Genomic DNA, 23610 nt, shown 5'->3' with positions numbered 1-23610 from the left:
TGCCGCTCCTTCCTATATTATAATAAGGCGTCTAATCCAGCTTGATCGGCTAAGAAGCTGGCATCATTCCATTGTGTCAGCTGGTATGGCAGGTTTGCATCTTGACCTGTGTCTAAAATACTCAAACTGTTATTGACCAATCCGCCCTGTTCTCTTAACTGAGCAAGGTTTTTTCCAGCCAGCCACTGGATCGCAGCAGTCAGTGAGGCACCATGACCCACAAATAATAAAGGCCCTTGATGTTTTTTTACAGCGTTGACGACTACTTTTTCAATCCGGGCCAAAGCCGCTTCGATTGGTTCGCCATGAAAGACACTCGGGTCATATTGATCCAAGTGGTTGCGTAAGCGATCCAATGCTTCTGGATATTTGGCGTGCATCTCATCGATGGATTGCCCTTCTAAGTCGCCTAAGCCCAATTCCCTTAAATCATCTGTATAGATGATCTCCACAGGCTGTGACAATCGCGCTTGGATGCCCTGAGCTGTTTTCATTGCCCGCAACGAAGTGCTGGCATATATTTTTTCAAAAGGAACAGCAGCTATATGCGCCCCCAACAAATCGATTTCTTGATAGCTTTGCGGCAATAGCGGCGAATCCCCCATCATCCCTTGAAAGCGTCTTGCTTGGTTCCATTCCGTTTTGCCATGTCGTGTAAAATAAAGTTGCATCCATCCGTCCTCGCTTTTAGTCGATTTTGTCGTTTTCATAATGGTGCGTCAATTCTAATTCCGGAAATCCTTGTTGACGCAGCACTTCATAAATGATCAACGCAGCTGTGTTTGACAAGTTCAATGACCGAACGTGGGTATCGTTCATTGGGATACGCAAACACTGTTGGGCATGTTCCCGCATAAAGGTTTCTGGCAAACCAGTGGTTTCTTTGCCAAAAATGAAAAATTGGTCATCATCTGCCGTATAGTCGACTTCAGAATAGACGCGATTGGCAAATTTAGAAATCAAGTACAATGGGCGTTCTCCTAAGAATGCCATAAAGGCAGGCAAATCTTTGTGGTAGGTGATGGCAACATCTTGCCAGTAGTCCAATCCTGCCCGTTTTAAGTGTTTATCATCCGTAGAAAAGCCTAAAGGCTCGATCAAATGCAACTGTGTATTTGTCGCTGCGCAAGTGCGGGCGATATTTCCCGTGTTCGCTGGAATTTGTGGTTCAAAAAGAACGATGTGATTCATGAAATATTCTCCTTTTCACTCGGTATTCACCAATTGATTGTTATTGTATCTATAGTATCATATTTTGGTCAAATTGTTTTTAGCGATTCTTCTCACATAAAGGACATTTTGGGCATAAAAAAAACGTACCAACTCGGTGTCGATCACTGCGAGTCGTTACGTTAGTGAAGCTCTTTTCACTAACTTTTATCAGAACAGGAACCTGATAAAAACCAATGAAAAATGACTTGAGAACAATATATCACTCCCATGGCATGAATGCAAGGGTATATAACAAAAAAGTTCAAAATATTTTCAGTAAATTTTCGCAATTAATAGGTCAACATCCACTGTGATTTTTGTCAGCGGTTTTTTCCGCAACGCTTCTTTCGCAGCTTCGGTTGCAGCCCATTCCAAAGGGGACATCGCCAACAAATCTTGCTGCAAGGCTTCTGGGATCGCAAAGACGTGGGTTACCCGCTGCCGTGTGGCGGTTGGATAATGCGCTAGAAATTTATCTACCACCCGTTGATTGGAATACGTTTGCTTCGCCAAATCATCAGGAAAAAAGGCGATTCGCAATTCTTTCAAGTAATTTTCAGCCGGAACAACTTTGATTAATTGGCCGCCTTTTTTAAGAATACGATTAAATTCCTCATAATTCGAAGGGGAAAAAATATTCAATACCGTATCAAAACTGGCAGCTGCAAAAGGTAGATTGGTCAGATCCGCCACACACCAAAACGCCGGTACAGCTTGATTGGTGGCTAGATTGATGCCTTCTTTGGCTATATCGAAACCAACCGCGGTCTGGGTCGGTGCGCTGATCAACTGGTTCAAGAAGCTCCCTTCGCCACAGCCAACGTCCAAGACACTGTCCCCAAGGCTCAAATGCTTTTTGATCAGCGCCAACACAGGCTGATACATCCCGCTTTGGATCATTCGTTGTCTAGGCAGGAACATCGACTGGTCATACTCTGTTTTGACCGCATGGTCTAAGAAAAACAAGGTCCCTTTCTTTGACAAATCAAAGCGATGGCGATTGGCACAAACCAACCCGCTATCGGCGGCAAAAAATCTCTGCTGACAAATGGGACAGGCAAACAGCGCTTGGTGGACTTGTAAAAACAAACGACCACGATCGATTTTTTTTAACATCAAACACTCCTCCATCTCTGTTCTACTTTACCATAAACTTATGGTAAACTACTAGTATAGAATAACAGCTTTATCCATGGAGGGTCTTTATGTTAAAAGAGTTTTGTGCAGAAAATTATACCAATATCCCATTAGCGATCGCCCGAGGTGCGAATCGGATCGAACTATGCGACAATTTGGCTGTCGGCGGCACCACCCCTAGTACAGGTGTCATTGAAGAAGCCTTAAGCTATGCCGGAGAAAAGAATGTCCCTGTGATGACGATCATTCGTCCGCGGGGTGGTGATTTTGTTTACAACGATACAGAATTGAAAATCATGCATACCGATTTGATCGAAGCCAAAAAAATCGGTACCGATGGCGTTGTTCTAGGTTGTTTGACTCCCAGTGGCTGGTTGGATGAAGAAGCCTTAGAACTATTGCTAGACACAGCAGAAGGCCTACAAGTGACTTTCCACATGGCCTTTGATGCAATTCCTGCTGAACGACAGTTTGCTGCGGTCGATTGGCTGGCGGATCACGGGGTCGAACGCATTTTGACCCATGGCGGCGCAGCTGGCACCCCTATTGAAGATAATCTTTCGCGTCTGCAAGAATTAATCGACTATGCAGCAGAACGTCTGACGATTTTACCAGGGGGCGGGATTTCATTTGAGAATGCGCAACATGTCAGTGATACGCTAGGTATACAAGAAGTTCACGGGACCAAAATCGTTGATTTAAGTGATTGATGTTCTTACTGCTTTCTTTCGAGAAAGCAGTTTTTTTGTCGTTTTTCATTGAACAAGCACTTTCAATCCTTCTTTACTCTTTTTAAGTTCCCATTAAGCCGCCTCAGCTATCCTATGTGCAAGAGGTGATTTCACATGAATGTCCTATTAATGATTCCTATCTACGAGCCGTCAAAAAAAACCATTACATTTTTTGACACGTTGCTTCAAGCAACTACCTGCGATATATTGATCGTCGATGATGGCAGTGGTGCGCACTATCAAGAAACTTTTCACACCATTCGTCAACTTTCTCCCCGCATTCATTTTTATTCGTATCCCCAAAACCACGGCAAGGGCTACGCGCTGAAGTATGGGTTACACATGATCCAGCAACACTTTCCTGAAGTAGAAGGAATTGTGACCGCCGACGGGGATGGGCAGCATCACCCGCAAGATATCCAACGTCTGATCCATGCTTTGCCCAATCAGCCAAGCCGCGCCCTGATACTCGGCGTCCGCTCATTTGAGAAAAAAACGACCCCTGCCAAAAGCTACTGGGGCAATCGATTGACATCAGGCTTTTTTTGGTTGGCTACAGGTTTGCGTTTGCAAGACACCCAAACAGGTTTGCGGGCATTCCCCACTACCTTGATGCCCATTTTGACCGAAATCAATGGCGCACGTTTTGACTATGAAATGAATGTCCTGTTAGCTGCAAAACAGCAGCAACTTACGCTGATATCGATCCCTATCCAGACGATTTATGAGGACAACAATCAGCATTCCCATTTCCGTCCAATCCATGATTCCTTGTTGATCTATGGACCGTTGCTGCGTTTTATCGGTGCTTCACTTATTTCAGCACTCTTAGACAGCAGTTTGTTCCTGCTATTGACCTTGCTTTTGGGTCGTACCTCTCTGCCATTATTGATTGCGACGGTTTTGGCCCGTTTGACTTCAGGGGTAATCAACTACTTATTGAACCGTCGCTATGTATTCCGGCAACCGCGTCAGTCAGCTACTGCTTTTCGTTACGCCTGTCTATTTTTGGCCATCATCTTCTTTAGTTGGATCGGGGTCAATTGCTTAGCGCAGATTTTGCCCTCAATCTTTTTGTCTAAACTGATCGTGGACGGCCTCTTGTTCTTCTTGAGTTTCCAAGTACAACAGCGTTATATTTTTGTAAAGGGGGCCTCATAATGAATTGGCTAAAAAAACCTTACCGCTGGGCCTGGCTGTTTTCACTCCTGCTGACAGCAAGCAGCTGTTGGATCCTTTTAAAAGCGTTTGTTTTGCCTGATCGCCAAGTAGCAGTAGCAACGGTGACAGACAGCACCGCCGCCTCGACTGACAATAGCACTGAAGAGACGACGGCCAGCAGCGAATCGGTCGTAGCCACCGACACAAGTTATACGAGTGACGGCCTGACGATCACGTTGACAGAAAAACGTGTCGATGAAACCACCGTCTATATCGCCGATATCCAAACAGTCGACAGCAGTCATCTGCAAACTGCTTTAGCGGAAAATACTTATGGCAGAAATATCAAAGAAACAACTTCTGCGATGGCAGCCGAAAACGAGGCTGTTTTGGCGATCAATGGCGATTATTACGGATTTCGCAGTACAGGTTTTGTTTTGCGCAATGGTACGTTATATCGCGATACGGCAAATGGGGATACTCAAGCGTTGGTCATTGATCAAGATGGCAATTTTTCGATCGTTGATGAAAGCACCACGTCGGCTGAGTCCTTGACCAATGCACAGCAAATCCTTTCTTTCGGTCCGGCATTGATCGAGGATGGTCAAATCGCAGTATCTACTTCTGCCGAAGTCTCGCAATCCATGACCAGCAACCCCCGAACGGCCATCGGACAAATTGGCGAGAACCACTATGTGATCATCGTTTCTGAAGGAAGGACATCTGACAGCGAAGGATTGACCTTGTATCAATTGGCAGAGCAATTTGAAGAACTAGGTGCTACAACTGCCTATAATCTAGACGGTGGCGGCTCATCGACCCTTTACTTCAATGGCAAAGTTGTCAATCAGACCGTCGGTGGTAGTGACAACAGCGAGGAACGAGCAGTCAGCGATATCCTCTATTTCAAGTAAAGGAAGTGACCGACATGAAAAAATTGATTTCCTACGGTAGCATCAGTCTTAGTCTATTTCTCTTCCAATTGGTGTATCATCACTTTAGTCACGGCGTCAGCTCCGCCTCGCTGCGCTACGCTTGGCTGATCATGGCTGGTGCAGGCCTGATCTGGTGGCTGATTGGTCGACTATTCAGCAACAAACAGCTGCGGCTTTCATCGAATCTCTATCATTCGGGTTTGGCCTGCTTCATCACATGGTGTCTATTGAACGGCGTATTGGAGATTGCTGGAAGTGATTCACCTTATTTGTGGTTGTATTTGCTTTTTGGCGGCGGGTTTATCTGTGCCAGTCTGATCACATTGAGCTGGAAGGAAAAATCTAAGAGCTGAAAATTTAGCGTAGATGAGAAGAACCTGCCGATTGATTGGCAGGTTCTTTGTATTTAGCAGACTATTTCAGTTCCCTCATATGAAAGTTAATTGGGTTTTATGATCAACTGAACATTCCTAATATCATCCGTATTTTGTGTAATTTCAACATGAATTTGTTCACCGTAATCAATGTTGACTTCCCGACTTTCAAGTTTTTTTTCAAAATCTGAGTAATCAAACTCGACGCCAAGTGCCTTGAAAAGGGCCGTCATTACTTCATCGATCAGCTGTTTCTTTTCACCAAAATTTCTATAGCTTTCGTTGATTTGAATCATAATGGCAGAAAAGTATAGATTTCTACTCTCTTCTCCAGCCGCATAATCCACTGTAATAAAGCCATCATCTGCTTCTACACCGTCGGGAACAAGAACAAAAACGCTCGAATCTGCTAATTTCCGATCTAAATCAGCCGCTTGAATATCAAAAACCACCCTATGTTCCATTGCCTGATTTTCTTCCTCAATCGCTGCTTGCCGTTGACTTTCACTGACCGATTCTTCTTGTACATCAGGGGCCAGACTGCCACAACCTGTCAGCAGTAAGCAACCTATGGCTATATAAGCACATTTCAACTTACGCAATATAGGTGTCCTCCTTCAATTTCATAGACACGATCACAAAGCGCATCAATTTGCCGCTCATCGTGGCTTGTTAAAAGAATTGTCTTCCCTTGTATTTTTAACTCTTGCAACAATTCTGATATTTCAGCAACACCTCTTTTATCCAACCCGTTGAAAGGTTCGTCCAAAATCAAAATCGCGGGATCTTCCATTAACGCTTGCGCGATCCTCAGTCTTTGTTTCATCCCCAAAGAAAAATATTTGACTTTTTTCCCTTTGCAATCTACTAAACCAACCTGGACAAGGACTTCTTCCAACTGTTTCGTGGAAACTTCCTTTATCAAGTCAGCCAATAGCTGTAAATTTTCAAGTGCTGTTAGATACCCAATCATGTCTGGTTGTTCGATCATAATGCCACTATCAATAATAAATTGTTTTCCAGCTATGACATCTTTTCCCATGACATTGATTCTTCCGGAAAACGGCATAAACCCGCAAATTGCTTTCAGAAGTACAGATTTCCCAGACCCATTGTGTCCAATCAACCCAATACACTCTTTTGCGCCAATCAGCATATTCACATCATCTAATATACTTTGACTTTTTATTTTAATCGTTACATTTTTCAGCTTGATTCTCATTGTTGATCACTTCTTTCGTTGAGTTTACAAATGAAAAGGCATAAATATTGTCATGAACTGTGTTAAGAGTAAGATGATGCCACTAAAAATGATACTTATCACCCAATGCAAATCATGCCAAATGAAAATAATAGATAGACTGGGAAATGTCAGATTGATCATAAAAATGATAGCCAATACACCCACTAGCATGAGGACAAACCCCACATCATCCAACATCAAATAAACAAAAAACAGGAACCGATACAGTGCCAACAGGAAAAGTGTATGGATGATCAATAATAGGACCATTTGCAATAAAAAGGTTTGGCTATCTTCCTGATAATTAAATGTATTGAAAACAATCAAACAGATAATAGCCATGTGATAACTGAAAGAGAAAACAACTAGGTCATATGTTCCTTTCTGCATCATTCTGCTAAACAATCTTCGACTTGTTTTTAAACGAGCGGCATAATATTGAAAGTATACCTTTCCTCTGCTCAAAAAAGAAAGTGCCCCAACGACAATAGCTGAAAGCAGAAAGAAATAAAATGGCATTAAATCAAAAACATTCTTTCCTTCCATATAATCTAACCGAGTATAATCGGGAAAGATAAACAGTTTATGCACAAAATATTCTTTATATAGCTGACTATTTGTTGCCATACTGTACTGAAACAAGTTATTGCTGACATAGACATAACTGACGCTAGCAAGCAACACTGCTGTTAAAAACAGGAAACAGAATTTTTGATATCCCTTCATATCGACCTCCGAATAACGCTATTTTACTTCCCGACGTCTTAAAATAAATAAGATGACACACGCCAGCATCATAAAAATGAAAATTGGTGTAAACGCTTGAAGCGTTGTTAATTCCGTATTAAATGCTAAATATGTACCGTAATAATTCAGTGCTGGAAAGCTTGCGATATTGGATAGAATTCCTGAACCAAAACAAATGAACATCGTTAATATTAAGACTTGCCATTTACGGTGACAAAAAATGACGAATGTTCCTGCTAAAAAGTTGAGAACAAAAAATGAAACGAAATATATAGTCCAGATCATAAATAAAAAGAAGAGAAATGGAGAAGACTGGTAAAAGTTGGCAGGTAATATGGAAGCATAGTCGCCAATATCATCAATCGATCGAACCACGAATAATCCTGCTATACTATAAAGACACGTCAAAGCCAAACAAAGTGCGCAGGCTGAGATAACGGAATAAATGGAAATTGTTTGTACTTGATATTTGAAAAAATGTTGTATTCGCGATCTTCCGTAAGCATGATACAACTGAAACTCGTCAAAAAATCCTAACATGGGCAATACCACCAAAACCGGTAAAAAATCAATTATGTGATACATAGAAGAATCGACAAAGTTTTCCCATGTTAAGATAGATCCTAGTAAGCTTTTTTGGATAATGCTTTTCGGAACTGACTGGTCAAGATCCGGAGCAGTGTAATCCATTGTCAGAATCTCAAAAAAGTTGCTGGCAAAAATCCAAGAAATCAACATCGATACAGTAAGTAAGATCATACTTGCTGCTAAGTATTTGTTTTTATAGCGAAATTTTCGAATTGACATGAAACGCCTCCTAAAATATACGAATATAGACTTTCAATTGAACAATGCGTGTTAGATATTCGTGCCCCTGTTATACGTCCATAGCCAGTATGCCATATTGTTCAAAAGCCAGTAGAATTCTCCAACCAAAATAATTCCCTTTAAAAATAGAAAACATGCCTGTTTGGCACATTGATCACTCTCTGTTACATTTGATTGCCCTTTGACTTGTTTAATGTCAAATAAATCATTGTAAGCATATAGTAAAACATGGCGATGATCAGCATTGTCAAAAAGAAGACATACAGCCGTTCAAAATTCAGTCCAAACGACATATACAAATCCCATTGCAGATTCTTGTCACTAATCTCAAAGATTAGGAAACCAAAATACGATGAGTAATACCCAACCTGTCTATGACTAAACAATAAGTTCAATAAACTAACGACCAAAATTACCCCAGTTGAGGAAAATGAGGTTGCGAGACACGCTATTAGTATTCGACAATTTATCATATGCTGCTTCCTCCATTAAATACATTATTCTTTACCAATTTACTGCAACAGTGATTTTTTGCTCACTGAACTTTCATGTGAGATCAAATCCTTTACCAAGTGATTCAATCAACCTAATGCTCACAGTATATTCTATCTTGTGACAAAACAGATGATTTCTATCTAATAGTGCCTTTTTACGTCCTAACTGTTACTAAAACTGAAATTTATACAGTTAGGATAACCTCATCTCTCTCAACTGCTGATGATGTCTATTAGATAAATATCATTTAATTTCTAATACACCCTGACAAAAATTGATTTTTAGTTACATACACATCTAATTACATTAAAATATAAATATTCTAAAAAATATGTCGTTAGTTGCTAATTATTCAATCAGTCATTTTCAAATCATTTTAGCTGAAAACACATATGGTAGAATTATCAAAGAAACAACCTCTGCCATGGTAACGTCAACCTCTTTTCAAATTCATCCAAGCGCCTTTCCTTTTGTTTCAACAGTTCATCAACCTTATATAATGTAAGGGAAGTTCCTTGGGAAATCTATTTCACTGCATGGGCTTCTTTTATTTCACCAAAAAAAAGCCAGAAATGAATGATTTTTCTGTCATTTCTGGCTTATTATATTCAGGACTTATGTGACAGTCCCTACTATTTGGTTTTAGAAAAGTTCATAAACAAGTTCTATTTCCTTTTCATCTAGGTTATATGATTCGACAACATGCTTAAGACCTGCTTTGAGGAAGCTACTCTGTCTACCTTCCGCTGTATTGACATATGATTCAATTGCCAGAACTGCTAAAAGACCATAATGATTGATCTTTTCTATTTTTTCTTCATCATTAAGGAGTTCAGATTGAATAATCGTTTCAACATTTTCTGTAACAGTATCTTTTATCTCTAACCACTCAGTTGTAAATTCATGCGCATCTTCCCACCCAAAATCTTCATTTCCTAAAATTTCATTGACATTTGTGTGACTGATATCCTCAATGGCAATAGAAATTATATACTGAACAAGACCATTTTCATCTGAGCTGACTAGACTATTTTCTAGTTCACAGAGCGCAGCTACACCTAATTCTATAATTGCATCATAATATTCATTTTCCGCAATATAATCATAGGGATTAGAACTCAGTGATAAAAGTGTATGGTTCTCTATTTGGTCTTGAATAGATTGATCAAGTTTTTCTAAATTTAGTCTTACTTTTTCTGATGCAGAAATATCTCGAGGATTAATCACTAAAGCTAAACATATAATTATTGTAGATAATACTCCTACAAAAAAATATATTCTTTTCATAAATTTATCCTTTCACCTACTATTTAGAAGCTCAAAAAGAAAGCGCGTCATAAACATTGTTTGACAACATCGCTAAAGTATCATACTTAATTATCTTCTCAGATTTCCCAACAATTTCGGGTACATCTGACTGAATAATCGACTCAACGATTTTATTTTCATTTATTCCCTCTTCTTCAACTTTTTTATTGCAAGACGATCAACTTGCCATTTTTTTGTCCACTTCCAAGTCAGTGGTAGCGAAATAATTACCTAATCAATATTCGCAATCGTATTTATTGGAATGACTTTATCTGCTCTCTCCCAAATACTTTGATTATGGGTAGCGATAATAATCACACGACTTTCATTTCTCAATGAAAGCAAGATCGACATGATTTCTTCTGAAGTAACTGGATCAAGTGCCGCAGTTGGTTCATCTGCTAAAATCAATGAAGGATTTTTAAGAATTGTTTTCGCAAGTGCGACACGTTGCGCTTCTCCACCAGATAATGTATATATTTTTTGGCCTAATTCAAGATAATCTAAATGCACCATTTCCAATACTTCTTTTTCTAACGCAATCTTCTCTGATTTCTTTAATTTCTTTGCAATCAACCCTAAATCTAAATTTTCTTTAATAGATTGGCTCTCTAGCAACCCAAAATTTTGGAAGAGATACCCCAATTCATTACGAAAATAGATATGACTTTTTATTTTCTCTAGCGGCTGATCATGATAAACGATTTTCCCATCATCGTATGGTTCAAGCTGTGCCAAAATATTTAATAATGTGGTCTTTCCGCTTCCACTGGGACCAATCAAAGCATATACTTTTCCGTTTTCAAAGGTTACATTCGTTTTCGAAAATAAGTAACGGTTCTCGAACTTTTTGTTTAAGTTTTCAATCTTGATCATCTTATTTTCCTTTCAAAACTGATATTGCCAGTTTATTTTCAGATTTCATCTGACGATAAAGAATCAGTAGCCCATTGATTACAAAAAAAAGGCATGCTGCTATACTGGTCCATAGACTTTTGGTGATAAAAACAATCAGGCAAAATCCAAGAAAGATCACGGTCAACTGCGTGATTAGATAGTTTTGATGAAGCGCCAAAAATCGTAATCCAGATAATCGTTTAATAAAAATATCCCGTCTAAATTCTTCAAAATAAAGAAGATTCATAGAATTAAACAAGAGAACAGAGGTAGCAACACCAATAACAGTACTAGCTATAAGTGTCAATAATTCCATACGTAGTTTGCTGTACTGTTCATAATACATTTGACGACTATTCGAAACAGTTGAGACTGAGGAATATAAGTCCATTTCTTTCAGCTTACTTACAGTTTTGTCAAAGCCTGAAAGATAAAAGTAATCGCTGATCATGTCCATCCAAAACAATCTAGACGAAAACGTGTTTCCTAAAGATGCTGGGGTCACAATCACTATAATAGGATCTAAAAGAAATTGCTTTGATGAGATGGACGTATGGTTATAAATGAACCTTAATTGATTATTTGGTACGTATCCAACCACAGCAGAAAAATCGAATAGTATTTCAGCATTTTCCTCGCCACTATCCAACCCGTACATTTCCATATGGCTTTCATACATTTTTCGGTACTCATCACTATGCTCTTTCAATTTCTCGGGCATTAATAAAACAAATTGACCTTGCTCTAAATCTTCCAACTGTGTGTACAGTATATCGTCTACTGAAATATTTTGTTCATTCAAATAATTAGGTGTGACAAAAAGAGTATTGCCTAAAGGTACGTAATCAGTTAATCGATTTCCTTGAGGATCAACATCACTGAATATATAATTTAATAAATTATGATTCACTAAAAGCGCATTTTGATGTTCTATTTCATCTCGCACGAAAGGGTACCATAGCTTTGCTTCTTCATCAAATGCTTCCATACTATTGATTTCTTTACCAACATTAAAAGAAATATTTACTAAGTCTTCATGAGGATCCCATTTTTTTGTTGCGCTTTGTTGCTCTTGATATGTATTAATCAGCAATGGAATCCGACTAGTCCCCCAACCAATGACGATCATCGCTAAAAATTGACAGAATAAAATGATGCCTACGAGTCGATGAAGTGGTAATTTTCCTTTAATGATGCTAATCAGATTCATGCTTTTTAGATTAAAGAAATAAATCCCGCTCAAAATGATTGAAATGAATACCAGAAGCACTATATATAAGGATTGTCCCGCAAAAAGAAGTAGCAAAATCCGATCCTGTGAAATTCCTTGCATGACTAATATTCCCCATCCTAATAATATACAGGATAGTAAAGCGCCAATCATATCAACAAAGTCTGATCGAAGGCTACGAAAAATAATCGACCAAATCGTTTCTCCAGATATCAAGCGAATACCTGCAAAGCGTAAATCCTTTATGCGTAAAACCAATGTTAATGCTGTAAAAGTAAAAACTAAGATCAGTAATACTGATAAAGAAGATCCTGCCAAAAATGCAACTACAATACTAATCACAGATTCTTTTTCAAAAATTTCTACTTGATAGCCAAAATTATAAAATTGATTCGCTAATCGCTGTTCTTCTAATTCACCTTGAATTACTAAATATTGTCCAAATACACTACTGATCCCTTGAATATTATTCGGTGCTTCAGGAAACCCTCTAGGAAGATCGCCTGCGCCGAATTTTTGATAGACAAATCGCTGCCCTTCCTTAGTTGGTTGCACAATGCGTTTGACAATAACCAAATTATTTTCTCTAGAGAATTCATCCAAGGAATCGTTAACTGCTTGTTTATCTAATGCATTTGAATCCGCATTCTTTACATAAATAAAAGGATAAGTAGCGAAAGATAACTGATCAGGGGAATTTATTAATGTCCATACCATAAAAGCCATAATGATAAGTGTGGAAAAATAAATAAAAAAACGCTTGATTTTCACTTACGCATTCTCCTTTGTCTTCTCGTCTATACGTCAGCTTTTGATTAAATTTTTTTAAACCTTATCAAAAAAATAAATCACATTATGTATATTTTATTTATATAGCTAGAATAATTTTATATATCCATTCTAAATGAGAGAATAACCGTCATTCTCTCCTTTTAAACGATTAAAATCCAAAATCAAAAGAAGCTTTTTCTCCCAAATTTGTGTTAACAAAAGCTTTAGAAGTACCACCTTTAGAAGCTGTGCCCTTATTAGACTTTAAATCCCTATGCCTAACAACACTTGACCAATGCCATTTGTCTTTGTGATAGTAATTTGAGAATGCTCCCCAGTTAGTAGGATTATGCTGACCACCATATGACCATGTTCCACCTTGAACAGAAACTGCAGCAAATGCTGGGGCAGCAAGAGAAAATATGGTCGTAGCAACAAATAAAGCTGTGATAATTTTTTTCTTGATTTTCATGTGTATTTCCTCCTCGAATTATGCTAGAAACGTACCGAACAAAATAACAACATCTTACAATTATTATTTTCCATACTTGAATCTGGTTCAGAATAAATAAATCAACTACATTTAGGCGCGCAAAGATAGCTTATACGACTGACTAAATCTATTTCTAAAATGATATTCTATGAAATACATTTCTTCAATGAAGCGTCTCTTTTAGTCTTTGGACAATCATTTGACAACGAGAAACAAGTTTTTTTGAGAAAGAAAAAACTTGTATACTAAGTGACATATCAGATATTCTTTTTTTCAAATCGATTTGATACCCTAATCATATTGGAAATGTAGCCTCGAAAACCAAAGATATCCTAATTCATTGATTAACTATCCTAAATGAAGAACAGACGTAAAAAAAAAACATCTAGGAATACCTGAATGTTTTTGTCTTAAATCCATATAAATATGATAAAATATAATCAAAAAACAACAGGAGATTCTCATGATCTTTAACTTAATCATTTTTTCGGAATTATTTTTTATATTAAGTGTTTTTATGATGCTGGAACCAAACATCATAAAAGATAAATCGTTGCTTACCTGTATCTTTTTTCTTCTGCTTATCTGTTGTTTTATTGAAATGCATATCAACTGGCTGGGACTTTTTATTTTCATCATTGGATTGCTGATCATCACGTATTCTTCGCATTCAAACCAATCCTTTTTAAATCCGCTTGCAAAAGTATTGGTTGCTTATTATTTAAATTGGTTGCTAACAAAATTGTTCTCAACGTTGATATTTATGATGGTCCTCTCAGAAAACAATCTGTATTATTTATTGTATTTAATCACAGGATTACTGCTTCATGGCTGTTTAGGATATATATTACGACCTTACCTAACGGTTGCTCTTCAAAAATATTTTCTGTTGAAAAAAACCGTCTACATTCTCGCTATTGTTTGGTTTCTGACGCAAAGTTATCAACTATATACTTATTTATATTTCTATCCGCAAAATTTTCAAATACAATCATTATTCAGTGCTTTAGCAGCAATTTTGCTATTTGTTCTGATTGTCATGATGCTGATCATTTATTCCTTATACAGTAAAAAAAAGCTGCAACAAGCGCAGCAACAAACGCAAACCGCTTATGAAGAGATTCAAATATATAGTCATGCATTAGAAACCAGCTATCAAGATTTACGCGCATTTAGGCATGATTACAATAATATCTTGCTTTCGATCCAAGAATACATCAATGAAGGAGATCTAACTGGTTTGAGGGATTACTATCATAGCCATCTCAAAGCAACACAAAATCTGGTTACCACCTCTTTCTTTCGTTTAGACGATATTCAAAACATTGGACTGTCAGAAATTCGCAGCATTCTTTTGCATAAATTGAACTATGCTCAGGTTGCAAAGATAACTATCACACTTGAAGTTCCTTATGAGGTACTAATGGAATCAATATTCGACACAATTCAGCTCGTTCGTCTGCTAGGTATTCTTTTGGATAATGCGATTGAAGCTGCGCAAGAAAGCACGACCCCCGATCTCTCAATTGCTGTGTTCAAGCAAGAAGGAGATGAGGTGATCATTATAAGAAACACGTATTCAGCTTCTCTTCCTAAAGAAGATTTGCTGAAGAAAAATAACCTGTCAACTAAGGGGCCTGACAGAGGATTAGGTTTGCAAAATGCAGCAGCAATCGTCAAACAAGAACATAGTCTGTTTCTTGAAACACAAATCACCGATCGCTATTACACACAAATGATTACCATCCATCAGGAGGAATAATAGATGTTATCTGTATATATCTGTGAAGATGATCCAAAGCAATTAGACATGTTGACCCATTTTGTTCAGTCATACATCATGATTGAAGAACTTGATATGGAAGTGACATTAGCGACAAAAGATCCCCATGAATTATGGACATATATCAAAGAAAAAGATGCCTACTATGGTATTTTTTTCTTAGACATTGATTTGCGAACATCGATCGACGGTATTGCCCTTGGTTCGAAAATCAGACAAAAAGACCGCAATTGTAAACTTGTTTTCTTAACTACCCACGATGAAAAAATGCCTTTAACCTTCAAATATAAGCTTGAAGCGCTAGATTATATTAGTAAAGATGATAGGAGTCTCATACGTGATCGCGTTCGTTCGGCCTTGATTGAAACACAAAGCTTCTATACAACTAGCCAGTCGAAGGATACCGAGATTCTTCCCTTTAAAGTTGGCAATCAATCCCGATTTCTGCCTATTGATCAAGTCATTTATTTAGAAACATCAACTGCAAAGCATCGTTTGATCCTTCATCATGAAGAAGGACAACTTGAGATATATGGGAACTTAACAGATATAGAAAAGCTTTCGAATCATTTTATCCGTGTGCATCACGCTTTTCTCGTAAATAAAAAACATGTACTGCGTTTAGATAAGTCTACCCGAGAAATAATGATGACAAATGGATTAACAGCTTTCGGTTCAGTTCGCTTGATAAAAAATTTATTTTAGCAGTTAGGACTTCTTATTTGTCAATCCACGCTCCCGTTAAATCGAATATCCACCTAAGCAACTATTTAGGACTACTCACACTTTTTCCCCAAAACTAATGATATGCTTGCATTAGCAATTATTTAGTTTATACAGAAAGGTGTGGCAAAATGAAAAAAATGTATTTAACGCTTCTGGTCGTGTTGATGCTGTTTAGTGATGCGGGAATTGCTTATGCACAAGCCTCGAGTGAAGGATTCATTCTGGATAATCAAATTTCTGAAAGAGGTATTCTGCTAACTTCTTATAAATTTTCTTCATATCCCCCAGCAACATACCGAGGAAAACCACTCATTCGTGCTGAAAATAAAGGTTCATATTATGTAGGTTATTATAAGAGTTAGCATTTCTCCATATTTGGTTTAAAGAAAATCTTTTTACTTCATATACTGCGAATTATCTTATAATCGACAAAACGACTCTCAACTCATTGAAGTTGCAAGTCGTTTTTTATGTCTAAAAACCTATTTCTTGTTTAACATACTTGATAATAAATAAATAAAAATACCGATATTCCCAGCTATAGCTATCAGCAATCCAAATAGGTTAAATATTTGAATAAAATTGATTGTTTGAGAAATCAATAAAAAAAACTGGAAACTGATAAAAAGAACATGAATAGTGAAAGCGAGTATTATAATCTGATTATTATTAGTAATAAAACTGCCAACTATAATGAACTCATATAAGCAGAACAGCCCCATATACATCAGTGAAGAAGAAATAAGACTAATCCCATTTAACACTTCAATACTGAATGTATCAAGGTTTGAATTAAAGCTCCAAGGTAAAATTAGGGAAACAATGAAAGCAATATGAAAAAAGATTGCTTTTTTGGGAACAGGCGAATGGTTAGATTTAAAACTAGTCATATATATGCCCTCCTTGGTAATATATTATTTAAATTATTTTTAATTATAGGAATACAAATATTAATACTGAAATAATGAATAGTTAAGTCGACTTAACACTTATAGTTTACTTTCTATTTTGAATAAATTGTCGATTAAGTCCTAAAATGATTTTTTCACTTCCTATCTGTTCTAATTCAATTCGAAATTTCACTTAGGAACGCCTAAATGCTTCTGCAATTAGCATAAAGGTCAATGCAAAGATTTAACTGTTCTCCCCATTCGAAGGCGATAACTTTTAAACGATACCTACGTAGCTACAATCAATAACTATCATCATAAGTATATTTGTCAAAATCCAGTATTGTTTATTCTTATCCAAAGGTTTCGTCTTATAACTGCAATATCCGAAGTCGATATTCCCTGCACTTTTTATACTAAAGAACTTATAGTAAACGAATACAGTTTCAATTCGAAAAAAGAACCTCTCGGTTTTCCGATTTGCCATTAATTTTTAAACTGAAATGGATGACAAATTGGATCCTTATTTCGAGACTTTTTTGAAAGCAGGATACTAATTCCCTTTTACTAGGTAATGACTTCACTACTATCTACAGCAAAACCTTCACGCTTAGTTAAACAAAAATCCATTCTCTCCAAAAAGGCGCACCTCATCACAAGGTGCGCCTTCTTCTCGATTAAATTATTTTCACTTATCTCATATCGCCTGCAACAAATCATATTGCGATTGATACAAATGATGATACAACCCTCTTTGGGCCATCAATTGGTCATGATTGCCTGATTCCGCGATCGTACCGCCAGCCACATAGAAAATGCGGTCCGAGTTTTTGATCGTTGACAAGCGATGGGCAATAATAAAGGAGGTCCGACCTTCTAAGAGTTTTAGTAAACCTTCTTGCAGCAGTTCCTCTGTTTTGGTATCAATGCTTGAAGTTGCTTCATCCAGAATCAGAATCTTCGGATCTGCTAGCAGCGCACGCGCAAAGGATATCAATTGCCGCTGACCTGCAGATAACGTACTACCCCGCTCTTCCACCACCGTATCATAGCCATCTTTCAAATCTTTGATAAAATCATGGGCGCGAACGATTTTGGCTGCTTCGATGATTTCTTCTTCCGTAGCATCTAATTTTCCGTAACGAATATTCTCAATGATGGTACCAGAGAAAATAAAGGTATCTTGCAGCATCACACCCATCTGAGAGCGCAATGAAGCCAATGTGACATCACGGACATCCATGCCATCAACTTTGACACTGCCTTCATTGACATCGTAAAAGCGGCTCAACAAATTGATGATCGTGGTCTTACCCGCGCCGGTTGGTCCAACCAAAGCAATACTTTCCCCTGGCGTAATCGTAAAGTTGACATCTGATAGAATATTCTTGCCTTCTTCATAGCGGAAAGTCACATCTTCAAAGGCCACTGCCCCTTTCATTGCTGGCAAGACTTTGGCATCAGGTTTGTCTTCGATATCTGGTACTTCGTCCATGGTTTCAAATATACGTTCCAAATAGGCTGTTGCTGTGATCAATGAATTGTAAAAATTCCCGATATTAATGACCGGATTCCAAAAATTGTTGATATAACTGATGAAAGCAATCAGAGTTCCGGTACTGACTTCCACCCCGATTTGGCGGATACCGACAAAATAAATCAAGCAAGTGGTGATGACTGAGATATTCTGTACGCCTGGCCACATCAGAAATTGAATCCGGACGGCTTTCATCCATGAAGTCCGATAGTCATTGCTGACTTCTTCGAAAATACCAGCATTCTCTTCTTCTCTGGCAAAAGATTGCGTGATTTTGATGCCTGCGATGCTTTCATGGATATAGGCATTCAAATTAGATTGTTTATTGCTAAGGGTTTGATACGCTTTGCGCTGTTTGTTTTTGATGACCATCACCATCACAAACAAGACTGGCAGCAAAGCCAATGAATACAGGGTCAATCTGAAGTCAATGGCAAACATGAAGATCAAGGTGATCACGACATTGAAAATATCCGAGATCAGATTGATCAACCCATTACTCAACAGGTCACTCAAGGTATTGATATAATTGACGATGCGGATCAAGATTTTCCCATGTGGCCGCGTATCAAAGTAGGAAAACGGCAAGCGTTGCAAATGCTCAAAAATATCATAGCGCATGTCTTTCAACACGTCTTGACCGATACTGGTGATATGATAGATTCGATAGCGCATGCAGACGCCAATGATGACCAAGGTCACCAGAAATGCCACGCCGATCAATAGCAACTGACCAATACTTCCTTCAGGAATCGATGTATCGATCGCAATCTTGGTGAAGACCGGCGCCATCATCCCTGCAAGATTGGCCAAAATGATCGTTGCCAAGACTTTGAAGATACTTTGCTTATACGGAACAACATAACGTGATAGGCGCTTGAAGTCTTGCCAACTAAATTCCTGTTCTAATTCTTCATCGACATCAAATGTGTTTCTCGCCATCGTCTTCACCTCCTGATAAACCTAGTTGTTTTTGATACACTTCATAATATTTACCACGTTTGGCAACCAGTGCTTCGTGTGTGCCTTGTTCGACGACACGGCCCTTTTCCATCATGAGAATCACGTCGGCTTCTCTAACCGATGAAATACGATGGGCGATGATAAATGTGGTCTTTTCGCCTGTTAACTTGGTGAGTTCTTGCTGGATCTTCGATTCCGTTTCCATATCGACGGCTGACGTCGTGTCGTCCAAAATCAAAATCGATGGGTCTTTGGCCAGTGCCCGTGCTAGAGAGATCCGTTGTTTTTGCCCACCAGATAGTCCGACACCCCGCTCACCAATAATCGTTTCATAGCCTTGCGGCATCCGTGAGATGAAGGTATCTGCATCGGCTACGACAGCCATTTGCCGAATAAATCCTTCATCTGCCAATGGATTTCCAAAGGCGATATTGTCGGTGATCGTATTTGAGAATAAGAAGACATCTTGCATGACCATCGAAATGTTCTCCCGCAATTGACGGACGGGGTATTCTTTGGCATTTTTGCCATCGATCAAGACTGTTCCTTCGGTTGGATCATAGAATCGCCCCACTAAATTGACTAGTGTCGTTTTTCCTGATCCTGTCTCGCCTAAAATCCCCAGCGTTTGTCCTGGTCCGATGCTGAAATTAATATCTGACAAAACATTTTGATCAGGATCATCGGAAAAGTGGAAGGACACATCTTTAAATTCTACATAGCCCTTGATCGGCACCAGTGTTTCTTGATGATGCACTGGTATTTTCGATTCCTGTGCCAGCATTTGCCGGATCTTGATACACGCCGCTGAAAAGCGTTGGGCATCATTGATCAACCAGCCGCTCATCCGCATCGGATTGTTCAGCATCCACAAGTACCCATTGAAGGCCACCAAATCCCCTAACGTCATCTCGCCATTGATCACGAAGATCCCACCCAGAACCAATGCAATGATCGATAAACTACCGGCCAATCCGTCTAGCCATGGCAAGTAGGTTCTGGATACTTCAGCCGATGCCATATTTTTCGCTTTAAAGTCTTCATTATATTGCACAAATTTTTCAATCTCAAAATTTTCTCGGGCAAATGCTTTGACCACCCGATTGCCGCCGATATTTTCTTCTACCATCGAATTCAATCTGGAAAAACTCTCACGGATATTGAAGAATAGCGGATGGGCTTTTTTCGACATTTGATTGGTCAATACAAAAATAAAGGGCGTAATGGCGACAAGTGCCAACATCAATTTCCAATCAATAAAACTCATGACAACGATTGCCGAAAAGAACCATAAAACACATTCTGCAATATTGTAAGTCACCCAGGAAACAAAGTGGCGAATCGCATCGGTATCGCCGGTCATCCGGGCCATGATATCTCCTACTCGGGTATGGTTGAAGAAATCAAAGTCCAATTCTTGCAATTTTTGATACATATCTTCTCTGAGATCATACAGCGTATTTTGACCCACGCGTTCAAACAGCAATTGATACAAGTACCGAACGATTGTCCGTACCACGGTCGTTCCTATCATGATCAATAATAATGGCAGTAACAGTTCTGATTTTTGCTGATTGATCACATCGTCGATCACCATACCCCCTAAATATGGATTAACAACGATCAGCGCTGCATTGATCACTAAAAATAAAGTTGCCAATAGAAGTTTGCCGCGGTTCTTTTTTGCATAGCGCCAGATCCATTGTGTGTTACTCATCGAATTCCCCCTCTCGTTGTTAAGAATAAAGGTTTGAAAAGCGATTAAAATGGTTTTTCTTACTCATTTTGATGTAGAATATTACTAAGAAGAGCCACGCCTGATTACTTCAGGACGTGTAGCCCGAATTGGAGTGAAGCAGCCATGAATTTAGTCAATCCGCGCACGTTTAACCCAGAAATCATTTATTTGTTTGATCCTTGGACCCAATCCGAAAGCCATGGTGACATGCACCACCATGATTTTTTGGAGATCAGTATTTTATTAGAGGGAGAAAGCAATTATCATTTTAATCAAGAACCCGCAAAGAAAATTCGGGCGGGCAGCGTGATGCTTTTTAATCCGGGTGTGGATCATTGTGAATTTCAATTGCCTGGTACCCGCTCCCATCAATTGCATATAGGGTTGAAAAATATTTCTTTAGAAGGGTTTACACGCAATGTCTTTCCAAATAAACACCCGCTGTTAGATCTAGGTCAATACCACCATCAAGTGTTGGAAAAAGCTTGGCAGCTGGTCAAAGAAAGCAATGAGGAACGTGATGAGTTTCAGCTGATCCAAAAAGCGTTGCTGATCGAGATGCTGGTCTATATTTTACGCGGGCTCAATGATGAAGACAGCAACGTTGTGCCCTATCTGTCGAAAAGCCAACAGCGTCAGCAAAAGATCGTGAACTATACGATCTATTATTTAGAAAATCACTATAAAGAAGAGATCACTTTAGAAAAACTCGCCCAAGATCAATTTCTAAGTCCGACGTATTTATCGAAGATTTTTAAAGAAGCGACAGGCATGAGCCCGATCAATTACTTGATTGAGATCAGGCTCAAACGGGCGAAAGATATGCTGAAGAATGACCAACTGACGATCAAAGAAGTCGCTTCTGCGGTGGGTTATCAAGATGCCTATCACTTCAGTAAGTCTTTTAAAAAACTTTATGGCATCTCCCCTTCTGGCATCTTGCCGAAATTCAAACATTAAAAAGACCGCAACACGAATCCTCACTAGGAACGTGTTGCGGTCTTGCCTTTGCTTCATTGTATAAAGTAGCGCATAAACAAACTTGCGATATTAAAATAAATCAAGACACTGGTGAGATCACTCAATGTGGTAATAAATGGGCCGCTGGCAACAGCCGGATCAAACCCTAATTTATCCATCAGCATAGGAATCAAACTTCCTGCTAGGTTGGCCACTGTGATCGCACACATCATAGCCATCCCGATCACAAAACCCAGAATCGGATTTTGTTTCCAAACTGCCACGATCGCAAAGATCGTCAGACCCGTGATCGCACCGGTAAATAATCCCGTCAGAACTTCCCCGACGACGGTCTTCATAAAGCTCTTTTCTTTGTCATCATTGATGGCCAGTCGTCTAACAGCCACCGCCAATGATTGGGTACCAGCATTTCCCGCAGTCCCGGTGATCAAAGAAATAAACACGGCTAAGATACTGGCTTCACTAACTAATTCTTCATAATGGCTGATCAAACTGGCAGTTGCCATCCCCAGGAACAACAACGTGATCAACCATGGTAAACGACGGCTAGACGCTTTGATTGGGTTTTCGCTGACTTCTTCTACGTTGACCCCAGCCAAACCGGAATAGTCACTTGCTGCTTCATCATCGATAACATCAATGATATCATCGACGGTCACGATTCCCAGCAAATGGTCATCGTAGTCTGTGACTGGTAATGCCAAGAAATCGTAATCCCTAAAGGTTTGGGCTACATCTTCTTGGTCATCACCGACATGCACCGACATCACCCGTTCATTCAAAATATCGGCAATCATGGTGTCATCTTCATTGATGATCAGATCCCGCAACGAAATAACCCCGACCAATTTGTCATCGGTATCCACCACATAGATATAATAAATCGTTTCGGCCACATCCGCCGCATTTTTCAACACATACATCGCAGAGCGAACGGTCTGATTCGCCACGATCGACACAAATTCGGTGGTCATCAAAGAGCCCGCTGTTTCATCCTCATAATGAAGCAGTTCTTTGATCTCGCTGGCTTCATCAGCAGTCATTAAGCTGAGATATTTTGCCGTTTGCTTTTTATCTAATGTATTCAACAAATCGACCGCATTATCCGTATACATTTGCGCCAACATATCGGCCGCATAACTAGGCCGCATCTCTGTTAAATAATCCACCATATGTTCATCATCTTCTTCGATCACATCGAACATATCCGCCAATTCTTTGGGCGAAAGATACGTATAAACGATTTGACGCGCACTGGCTTCCAGAGATTGGTAGAACTGCCCCTGCTCATAGATATGCAGATCTAGAAATTCATCTCTGAACTTCTGGATATCCATCTCTTTCAGCGCTTGGGTCAGTTGATCAAACCGTTCGATTAATTCTTGATTTTCATCCAATCTCTTCACCTCATTTATTCTCTTAGTTGAAT

General features: G+C 39.0%; 24 protein-coding genes. 8 read left to right on the top strand and 16 right to left on the bottom strand.

Annotated elements, in window-relative coordinates:
- Positions 1-17: 17 nt before the first annotated feature.
- From AEQ18_RS12350 to AEQ18_RS12340, 3 genes are all read right to left on the bottom strand, one after another.
- Entirely contained in the window at positions 18-671 is a 654-nt protein-coding gene (locus AEQ18_RS12350) for a histidine phosphatase family protein (RefSeq protein WP_054116639.1), read from the bottom strand.
- A gap of 16 nt (positions 672-687) precedes the next feature.
- Positions 688-1191, bottom strand: a complete 504-nt coding sequence (trmL, locus tag AEQ18_RS12345; RefSeq protein WP_054116638.1) for a tRNA (uridine(34)/cytosine(34)/5-carboxymethylaminomethyluridine(34)-2'-O)-methyltransferase TrmL — start codon at positions 1189-1191, stop codon at positions 688-690.
- A gap of 294 nt (positions 1192-1485) precedes the next feature.
- Positions 1486-2328 carry a methyltransferase domain-containing protein gene (locus tag AEQ18_RS12340; RefSeq protein ID WP_054116637.1) on the bottom strand — a complete coding sequence of 281 codons (843 nt, stop codon included), beginning with the start codon at positions 2326-2328 and terminating at the stop codon, positions 1486-1488.
- A gap of 89 nt (positions 2329-2417) precedes the next feature.
- On the opposite strand from AEQ18_RS12340, the gene AEQ18_RS12335 reads away from it, so the two are divergent.
- The 4 genes from AEQ18_RS12335 to AEQ18_RS12320 all read left to right on the top strand — a co-directional run bounded on the left by AEQ18_RS12335 (position 2418) and on the right by AEQ18_RS12320 (position 5529).
- Positions 2418-3059, top strand: coding sequence for a copper homeostasis protein CutC (locus AEQ18_RS12335; protein ID WP_054116636.1), 642 nt, complete (start codon positions 2418-2420; stop codon positions 3057-3059).
- Positions 3060-3194: 135 nt separating this feature from the next.
- Positions 3195-4241 (top strand): glycosyltransferase, encoded by a 1047-nt coding sequence (locus AEQ18_RS12330; RefSeq protein ID WP_054116635.1) that lies wholly within the window; start codon positions 3195-3197, stop codon positions 4239-4241.
- On the top strand, positions 4238-5155 hold the full coding sequence (locus AEQ18_RS12325) for a phosphodiester glycosidase family protein (RefSeq protein WP_152911921.1): 918 nt from the start codon (positions 4238-4240) through the stop codon (positions 5153-5155). Before AEQ18_RS12330 ends, AEQ18_RS12325 begins: the two co-directional genes overlap by 4 nt.
- A 14-nt stretch (positions 5156-5169) precedes the next feature.
- Positions 5170-5529 carry a hypothetical protein gene (locus AEQ18_RS12320; RefSeq protein ID WP_054116633.1) on the top strand — a complete coding sequence of 120 codons (360 nt, stop codon included), beginning with the start codon at positions 5170-5172 and terminating at the stop codon, positions 5527-5529.
- Positions 5530-5615: 86 nt separating this feature from the next.
- Here the strand turns inward: AEQ18_RS12320 and AEQ18_RS12315 are convergent, their stop codons facing one another.
- The 9 genes from AEQ18_RS12315 to AEQ18_RS15965 form a co-directional block, all read right to left on the bottom strand.
- On the bottom strand, positions 5616-6152 hold the full coding sequence (locus tag AEQ18_RS12315) for a hypothetical protein (protein WP_054116632.1): 537 nt from the start codon (positions 6150-6152) through the stop codon (positions 5616-5618).
- Positions 6140-6772: an ABC transporter ATP-binding protein gene (locus AEQ18_RS12310; RefSeq protein WP_054116631.1), complete on the bottom strand. Its 633-nt coding sequence runs from the start codon at positions 6770-6772 to the stop codon at positions 6140-6142. Before AEQ18_RS12310 ends, AEQ18_RS12315 begins: the two co-directional genes overlap by 13 nt.
- 24 nt (positions 6773-6796) lie before the next feature.
- Positions 6797-7519: a hypothetical protein gene (locus AEQ18_RS12305; RefSeq protein WP_054116630.1), complete on the bottom strand. Its 723-nt coding sequence runs from the start codon at positions 7517-7519 to the stop codon at positions 6797-6799.
- 18 nt (positions 7520-7537) lie between these two features.
- Positions 7538-8347, bottom strand: coding sequence for a hypothetical protein (locus AEQ18_RS12300; RefSeq protein ID WP_054116629.1), 810 nt, complete (start codon positions 8345-8347; stop codon positions 7538-7540).
- A gap of 1158 nt (positions 8348-9505) precedes the next feature.
- Positions 9506-10150, bottom strand: coding sequence for a hypothetical protein (locus tag AEQ18_RS12290; protein ID WP_054116627.1), 645 nt, complete (start codon positions 10148-10150; stop codon positions 9506-9508).
- 252 nt (positions 10151-10402) lie between these two features.
- On the bottom strand, positions 10403-11047 hold the full coding sequence (locus AEQ18_RS12285; RefSeq protein WP_054116626.1) for a putative bacteriocin export ABC transporter: 645 nt from the start codon (positions 11045-11047) through the stop codon (positions 10403-10405).
- A gap of 1 nt (position 11048) precedes the next feature.
- Entirely contained in the window at positions 11049-13070 is a 2022-nt protein-coding gene (locus AEQ18_RS12280) for a bacteriocin-associated integral membrane family protein (protein ID WP_054116625.1), read from the bottom strand.
- 169 nt (positions 13071-13239) lie between these two features.
- Positions 13240-13542 (bottom strand): lactococcin 972 family bacteriocin, encoded by a 303-nt coding sequence (locus AEQ18_RS12275; protein ID WP_054116624.1) that lies wholly within the window; start codon positions 13540-13542, stop codon positions 13240-13242.
- A gap of 526 nt (positions 13543-14068) precedes the next feature.
- The gene (locus AEQ18_RS15965; protein ID WP_235505539.1) at positions 14069-14233 is read right to left on the bottom strand and encodes a hypothetical protein; all 165 of its coding nucleotides are present in this window, start codon (positions 14231-14233) and stop codon (positions 14069-14071) included.
- A gap of 60 nt (positions 14234-14293) precedes the next feature.
- Here AEQ18_RS15965 and AEQ18_RS12270 point away from each other — a divergent pair, with 60 nt between their 5' ends.
- The 3 genes from AEQ18_RS12270 (at position 14294) to AEQ18_RS12260 (ending at position 16434) form a co-directional block, all read left to right on the top strand.
- Entirely contained in the window at positions 14294-15325 is a 1032-nt protein-coding gene (locus AEQ18_RS12270; RefSeq protein WP_235505538.1) for a GHKL domain-containing protein, read from the top strand.
- Positions 15326-15328: 3 nt separating this feature from the next.
- Complete coding sequence (locus AEQ18_RS12265) at positions 15329-16051, top strand: LytR/AlgR family response regulator transcription factor (RefSeq protein WP_054116622.1); 723 nt, start codon at positions 15329-15331, stop codon at positions 16049-16051.
- Positions 16052-16200: 149 nt separating this feature from the next.
- Positions 16201-16434, top strand: coding sequence for a hypothetical protein (locus AEQ18_RS12260; protein ID WP_054116621.1), 234 nt, complete (start codon positions 16201-16203; stop codon positions 16432-16434).
- A gap of 120 nt (positions 16435-16554) precedes the next feature.
- Here the strand turns inward: AEQ18_RS12260 and AEQ18_RS12255 are convergent, their stop codons facing one another.
- The 3 genes from AEQ18_RS12255 to AEQ18_RS12245 form a co-directional block, all read right to left on the bottom strand.
- A complete protein-coding gene (locus tag AEQ18_RS12255; protein ID WP_054116620.1) occupies positions 16555-16962 on the bottom strand; it encodes a hypothetical protein in 408 nt (135 codons plus the stop codon).
- 697 nt (positions 16963-17659) lie between these two features.
- Positions 17660-19441, bottom strand: coding sequence for an ABC transporter ATP-binding protein (locus AEQ18_RS12250; protein ID WP_054116619.1), 1782 nt, complete (start codon positions 19439-19441; stop codon positions 17660-17662).
- Positions 19422-21179 (bottom strand): ABC transporter ATP-binding protein, encoded by a 1758-nt coding sequence (locus AEQ18_RS12245; protein ID WP_054116618.1) that lies wholly within the window; start codon positions 21177-21179, stop codon positions 19422-19424. The genes AEQ18_RS12250 and AEQ18_RS12245 overlap by 20 nt, the downstream gene beginning before the upstream one ends.
- A 144-nt stretch (positions 21180-21323) precedes the next feature.
- On the opposite strand from AEQ18_RS12245, the gene AEQ18_RS12240 reads away from it, so the two are divergent.
- The gene (locus AEQ18_RS12240; protein WP_054116617.1) at positions 21324-22160 is read left to right on the top strand and encodes an AraC family transcriptional regulator; all 837 of its coding nucleotides are present in this window, start codon (positions 21324-21326) and stop codon (positions 22158-22160) included.
- 53 nt (positions 22161-22213) lie between these two features.
- Here the strand turns inward: AEQ18_RS12240 and mgtE are convergent, their stop codons facing one another.
- Complete coding sequence (gene mgtE / locus AEQ18_RS12235; RefSeq protein ID WP_054116616.1) at positions 22214-23578, bottom strand: magnesium transporter; 1365 nt, start codon at positions 23576-23578, stop codon at positions 22214-22216.
- Positions 23579-23610: the final 32 nt, after the last annotated feature.

This window comes from Enterococcus sp. RIT-PI-f, from assembly GCF_001297065.1.
Classification (GTDB): Bacteria; Bacillota; Bacilli; order Lactobacillales; family Enterococcaceae; genus Enterococcus_D.
This window is presented reverse-complemented; position numbering and strand designations above follow the sequence as displayed.

Excerpts from the sequence above, each read along its gene's own strand:
- AEQ18_RS12265 (WP_054116622.1), top strand. The coding sequence starts at position 15,329 with ATGTTATCTGTATATATCTGTGAAGATGATCCAAAGCAATTAGACATG.
- AEQ18_RS12260 (WP_054116621.1), top strand. The coding sequence starts at position 16,201 with ATGAAAAAAATGTATTTAACGCTTCTGGTCGTGTTGATGCTGTTTAGT.
- AEQ18_RS12300 (WP_054116629.1), bottom strand. The coding sequence starts at position 8,347 with ATGTCAATTCGAAAATTTCGCTATAAAAACAAATACTTAGCAGCAAGT.
- trmL (WP_054116638.1), bottom strand. The coding sequence starts at position 1,191 with ATGAATCACATCGTTCTTTTTGAACCACAAATTCCAGCGAACACGGGA.
- AEQ18_RS12330 (WP_054116635.1), top strand. The coding sequence starts at position 3,195 with ATGAATGTCCTATTAATGATTCCTATCTACGAGCCGTCAAAAAAAACC.
- AEQ18_RS12245 (WP_054116618.1), bottom strand. The coding sequence starts at position 21,179 with ATGAGTAACACACAATGGATCTGGCGCTATGCAAAAAAGAACCGCGGC.
- AEQ18_RS12275 (WP_054116624.1), bottom strand. The coding sequence starts at position 13,542 with ATGAAAATCAAGAAAAAAATTATCACAGCTTTATTTGTTGCTACGACC.
- AEQ18_RS15965 (WP_235505539.1), bottom strand. The coding sequence starts at position 14,233 with ATGCGAAGAATACGTGATGATCAGCAATCCAATGATGAAAATAAAAAG.
- AEQ18_RS12310 (WP_054116631.1), bottom strand. The coding sequence starts at position 6,772 with ATGAGAATCAAGCTGAAAAATGTAACGATTAAAATAAAAAGTCAAAGT.
- AEQ18_RS12255 (WP_054116620.1), bottom strand. The coding sequence starts at position 16,962 with ATGACTAGTTTTAAATCTAACCATTCGCCTGTTCCCAAAAAAGCAATC.
- AEQ18_RS12250 (WP_054116619.1), bottom strand. The coding sequence starts at position 19,441 with ATGGCGAGAAACACATTTGATGTCGATGAAGAATTAGAACAGGAATTT.
- AEQ18_RS12320 (WP_054116633.1), top strand. The coding sequence starts at position 5,170 with ATGAAAAAATTGATTTCCTACGGTAGCATCAGTCTTAGTCTATTTCTC.
- AEQ18_RS12340 (WP_054116637.1), bottom strand. The coding sequence starts at position 2,328 with ATGTTAAAAAAAATCGATCGTGGTCGTTTGTTTTTACAAGTCCACCAA.
- AEQ18_RS12335 (WP_054116636.1), top strand. The coding sequence starts at position 2,418 with ATGTTAAAAGAGTTTTGTGCAGAAAATTATACCAATATCCCATTAGCG.
- AEQ18_RS12305 (WP_054116630.1), bottom strand. The coding sequence starts at position 7,519 with ATGAAGGGATATCAAAAATTCTGTTTCCTGTTTTTAACAGCAGTGTTG.
- AEQ18_RS12350 (WP_054116639.1), bottom strand. The coding sequence starts at position 671 with ATGCAACTTTATTTTACACGACATGGCAAAACGGAATGGAACCAAGCA.
- AEQ18_RS12285 (WP_054116626.1), bottom strand. The coding sequence starts at position 11,047 with ATGATCAAGATTGAAAACTTAAACAAAAAGTTCGAGAACCGTTACTTA.
- AEQ18_RS12290 (WP_054116627.1), bottom strand. The coding sequence starts at position 10,150 with ATGAAAAGAATATATTTTTTTGTAGGAGTATTATCTACAATAATTATA.
- AEQ18_RS12240 (WP_054116617.1), top strand. The coding sequence starts at position 21,324 with ATGAATTTAGTCAATCCGCGCACGTTTAACCCAGAAATCATTTATTTG.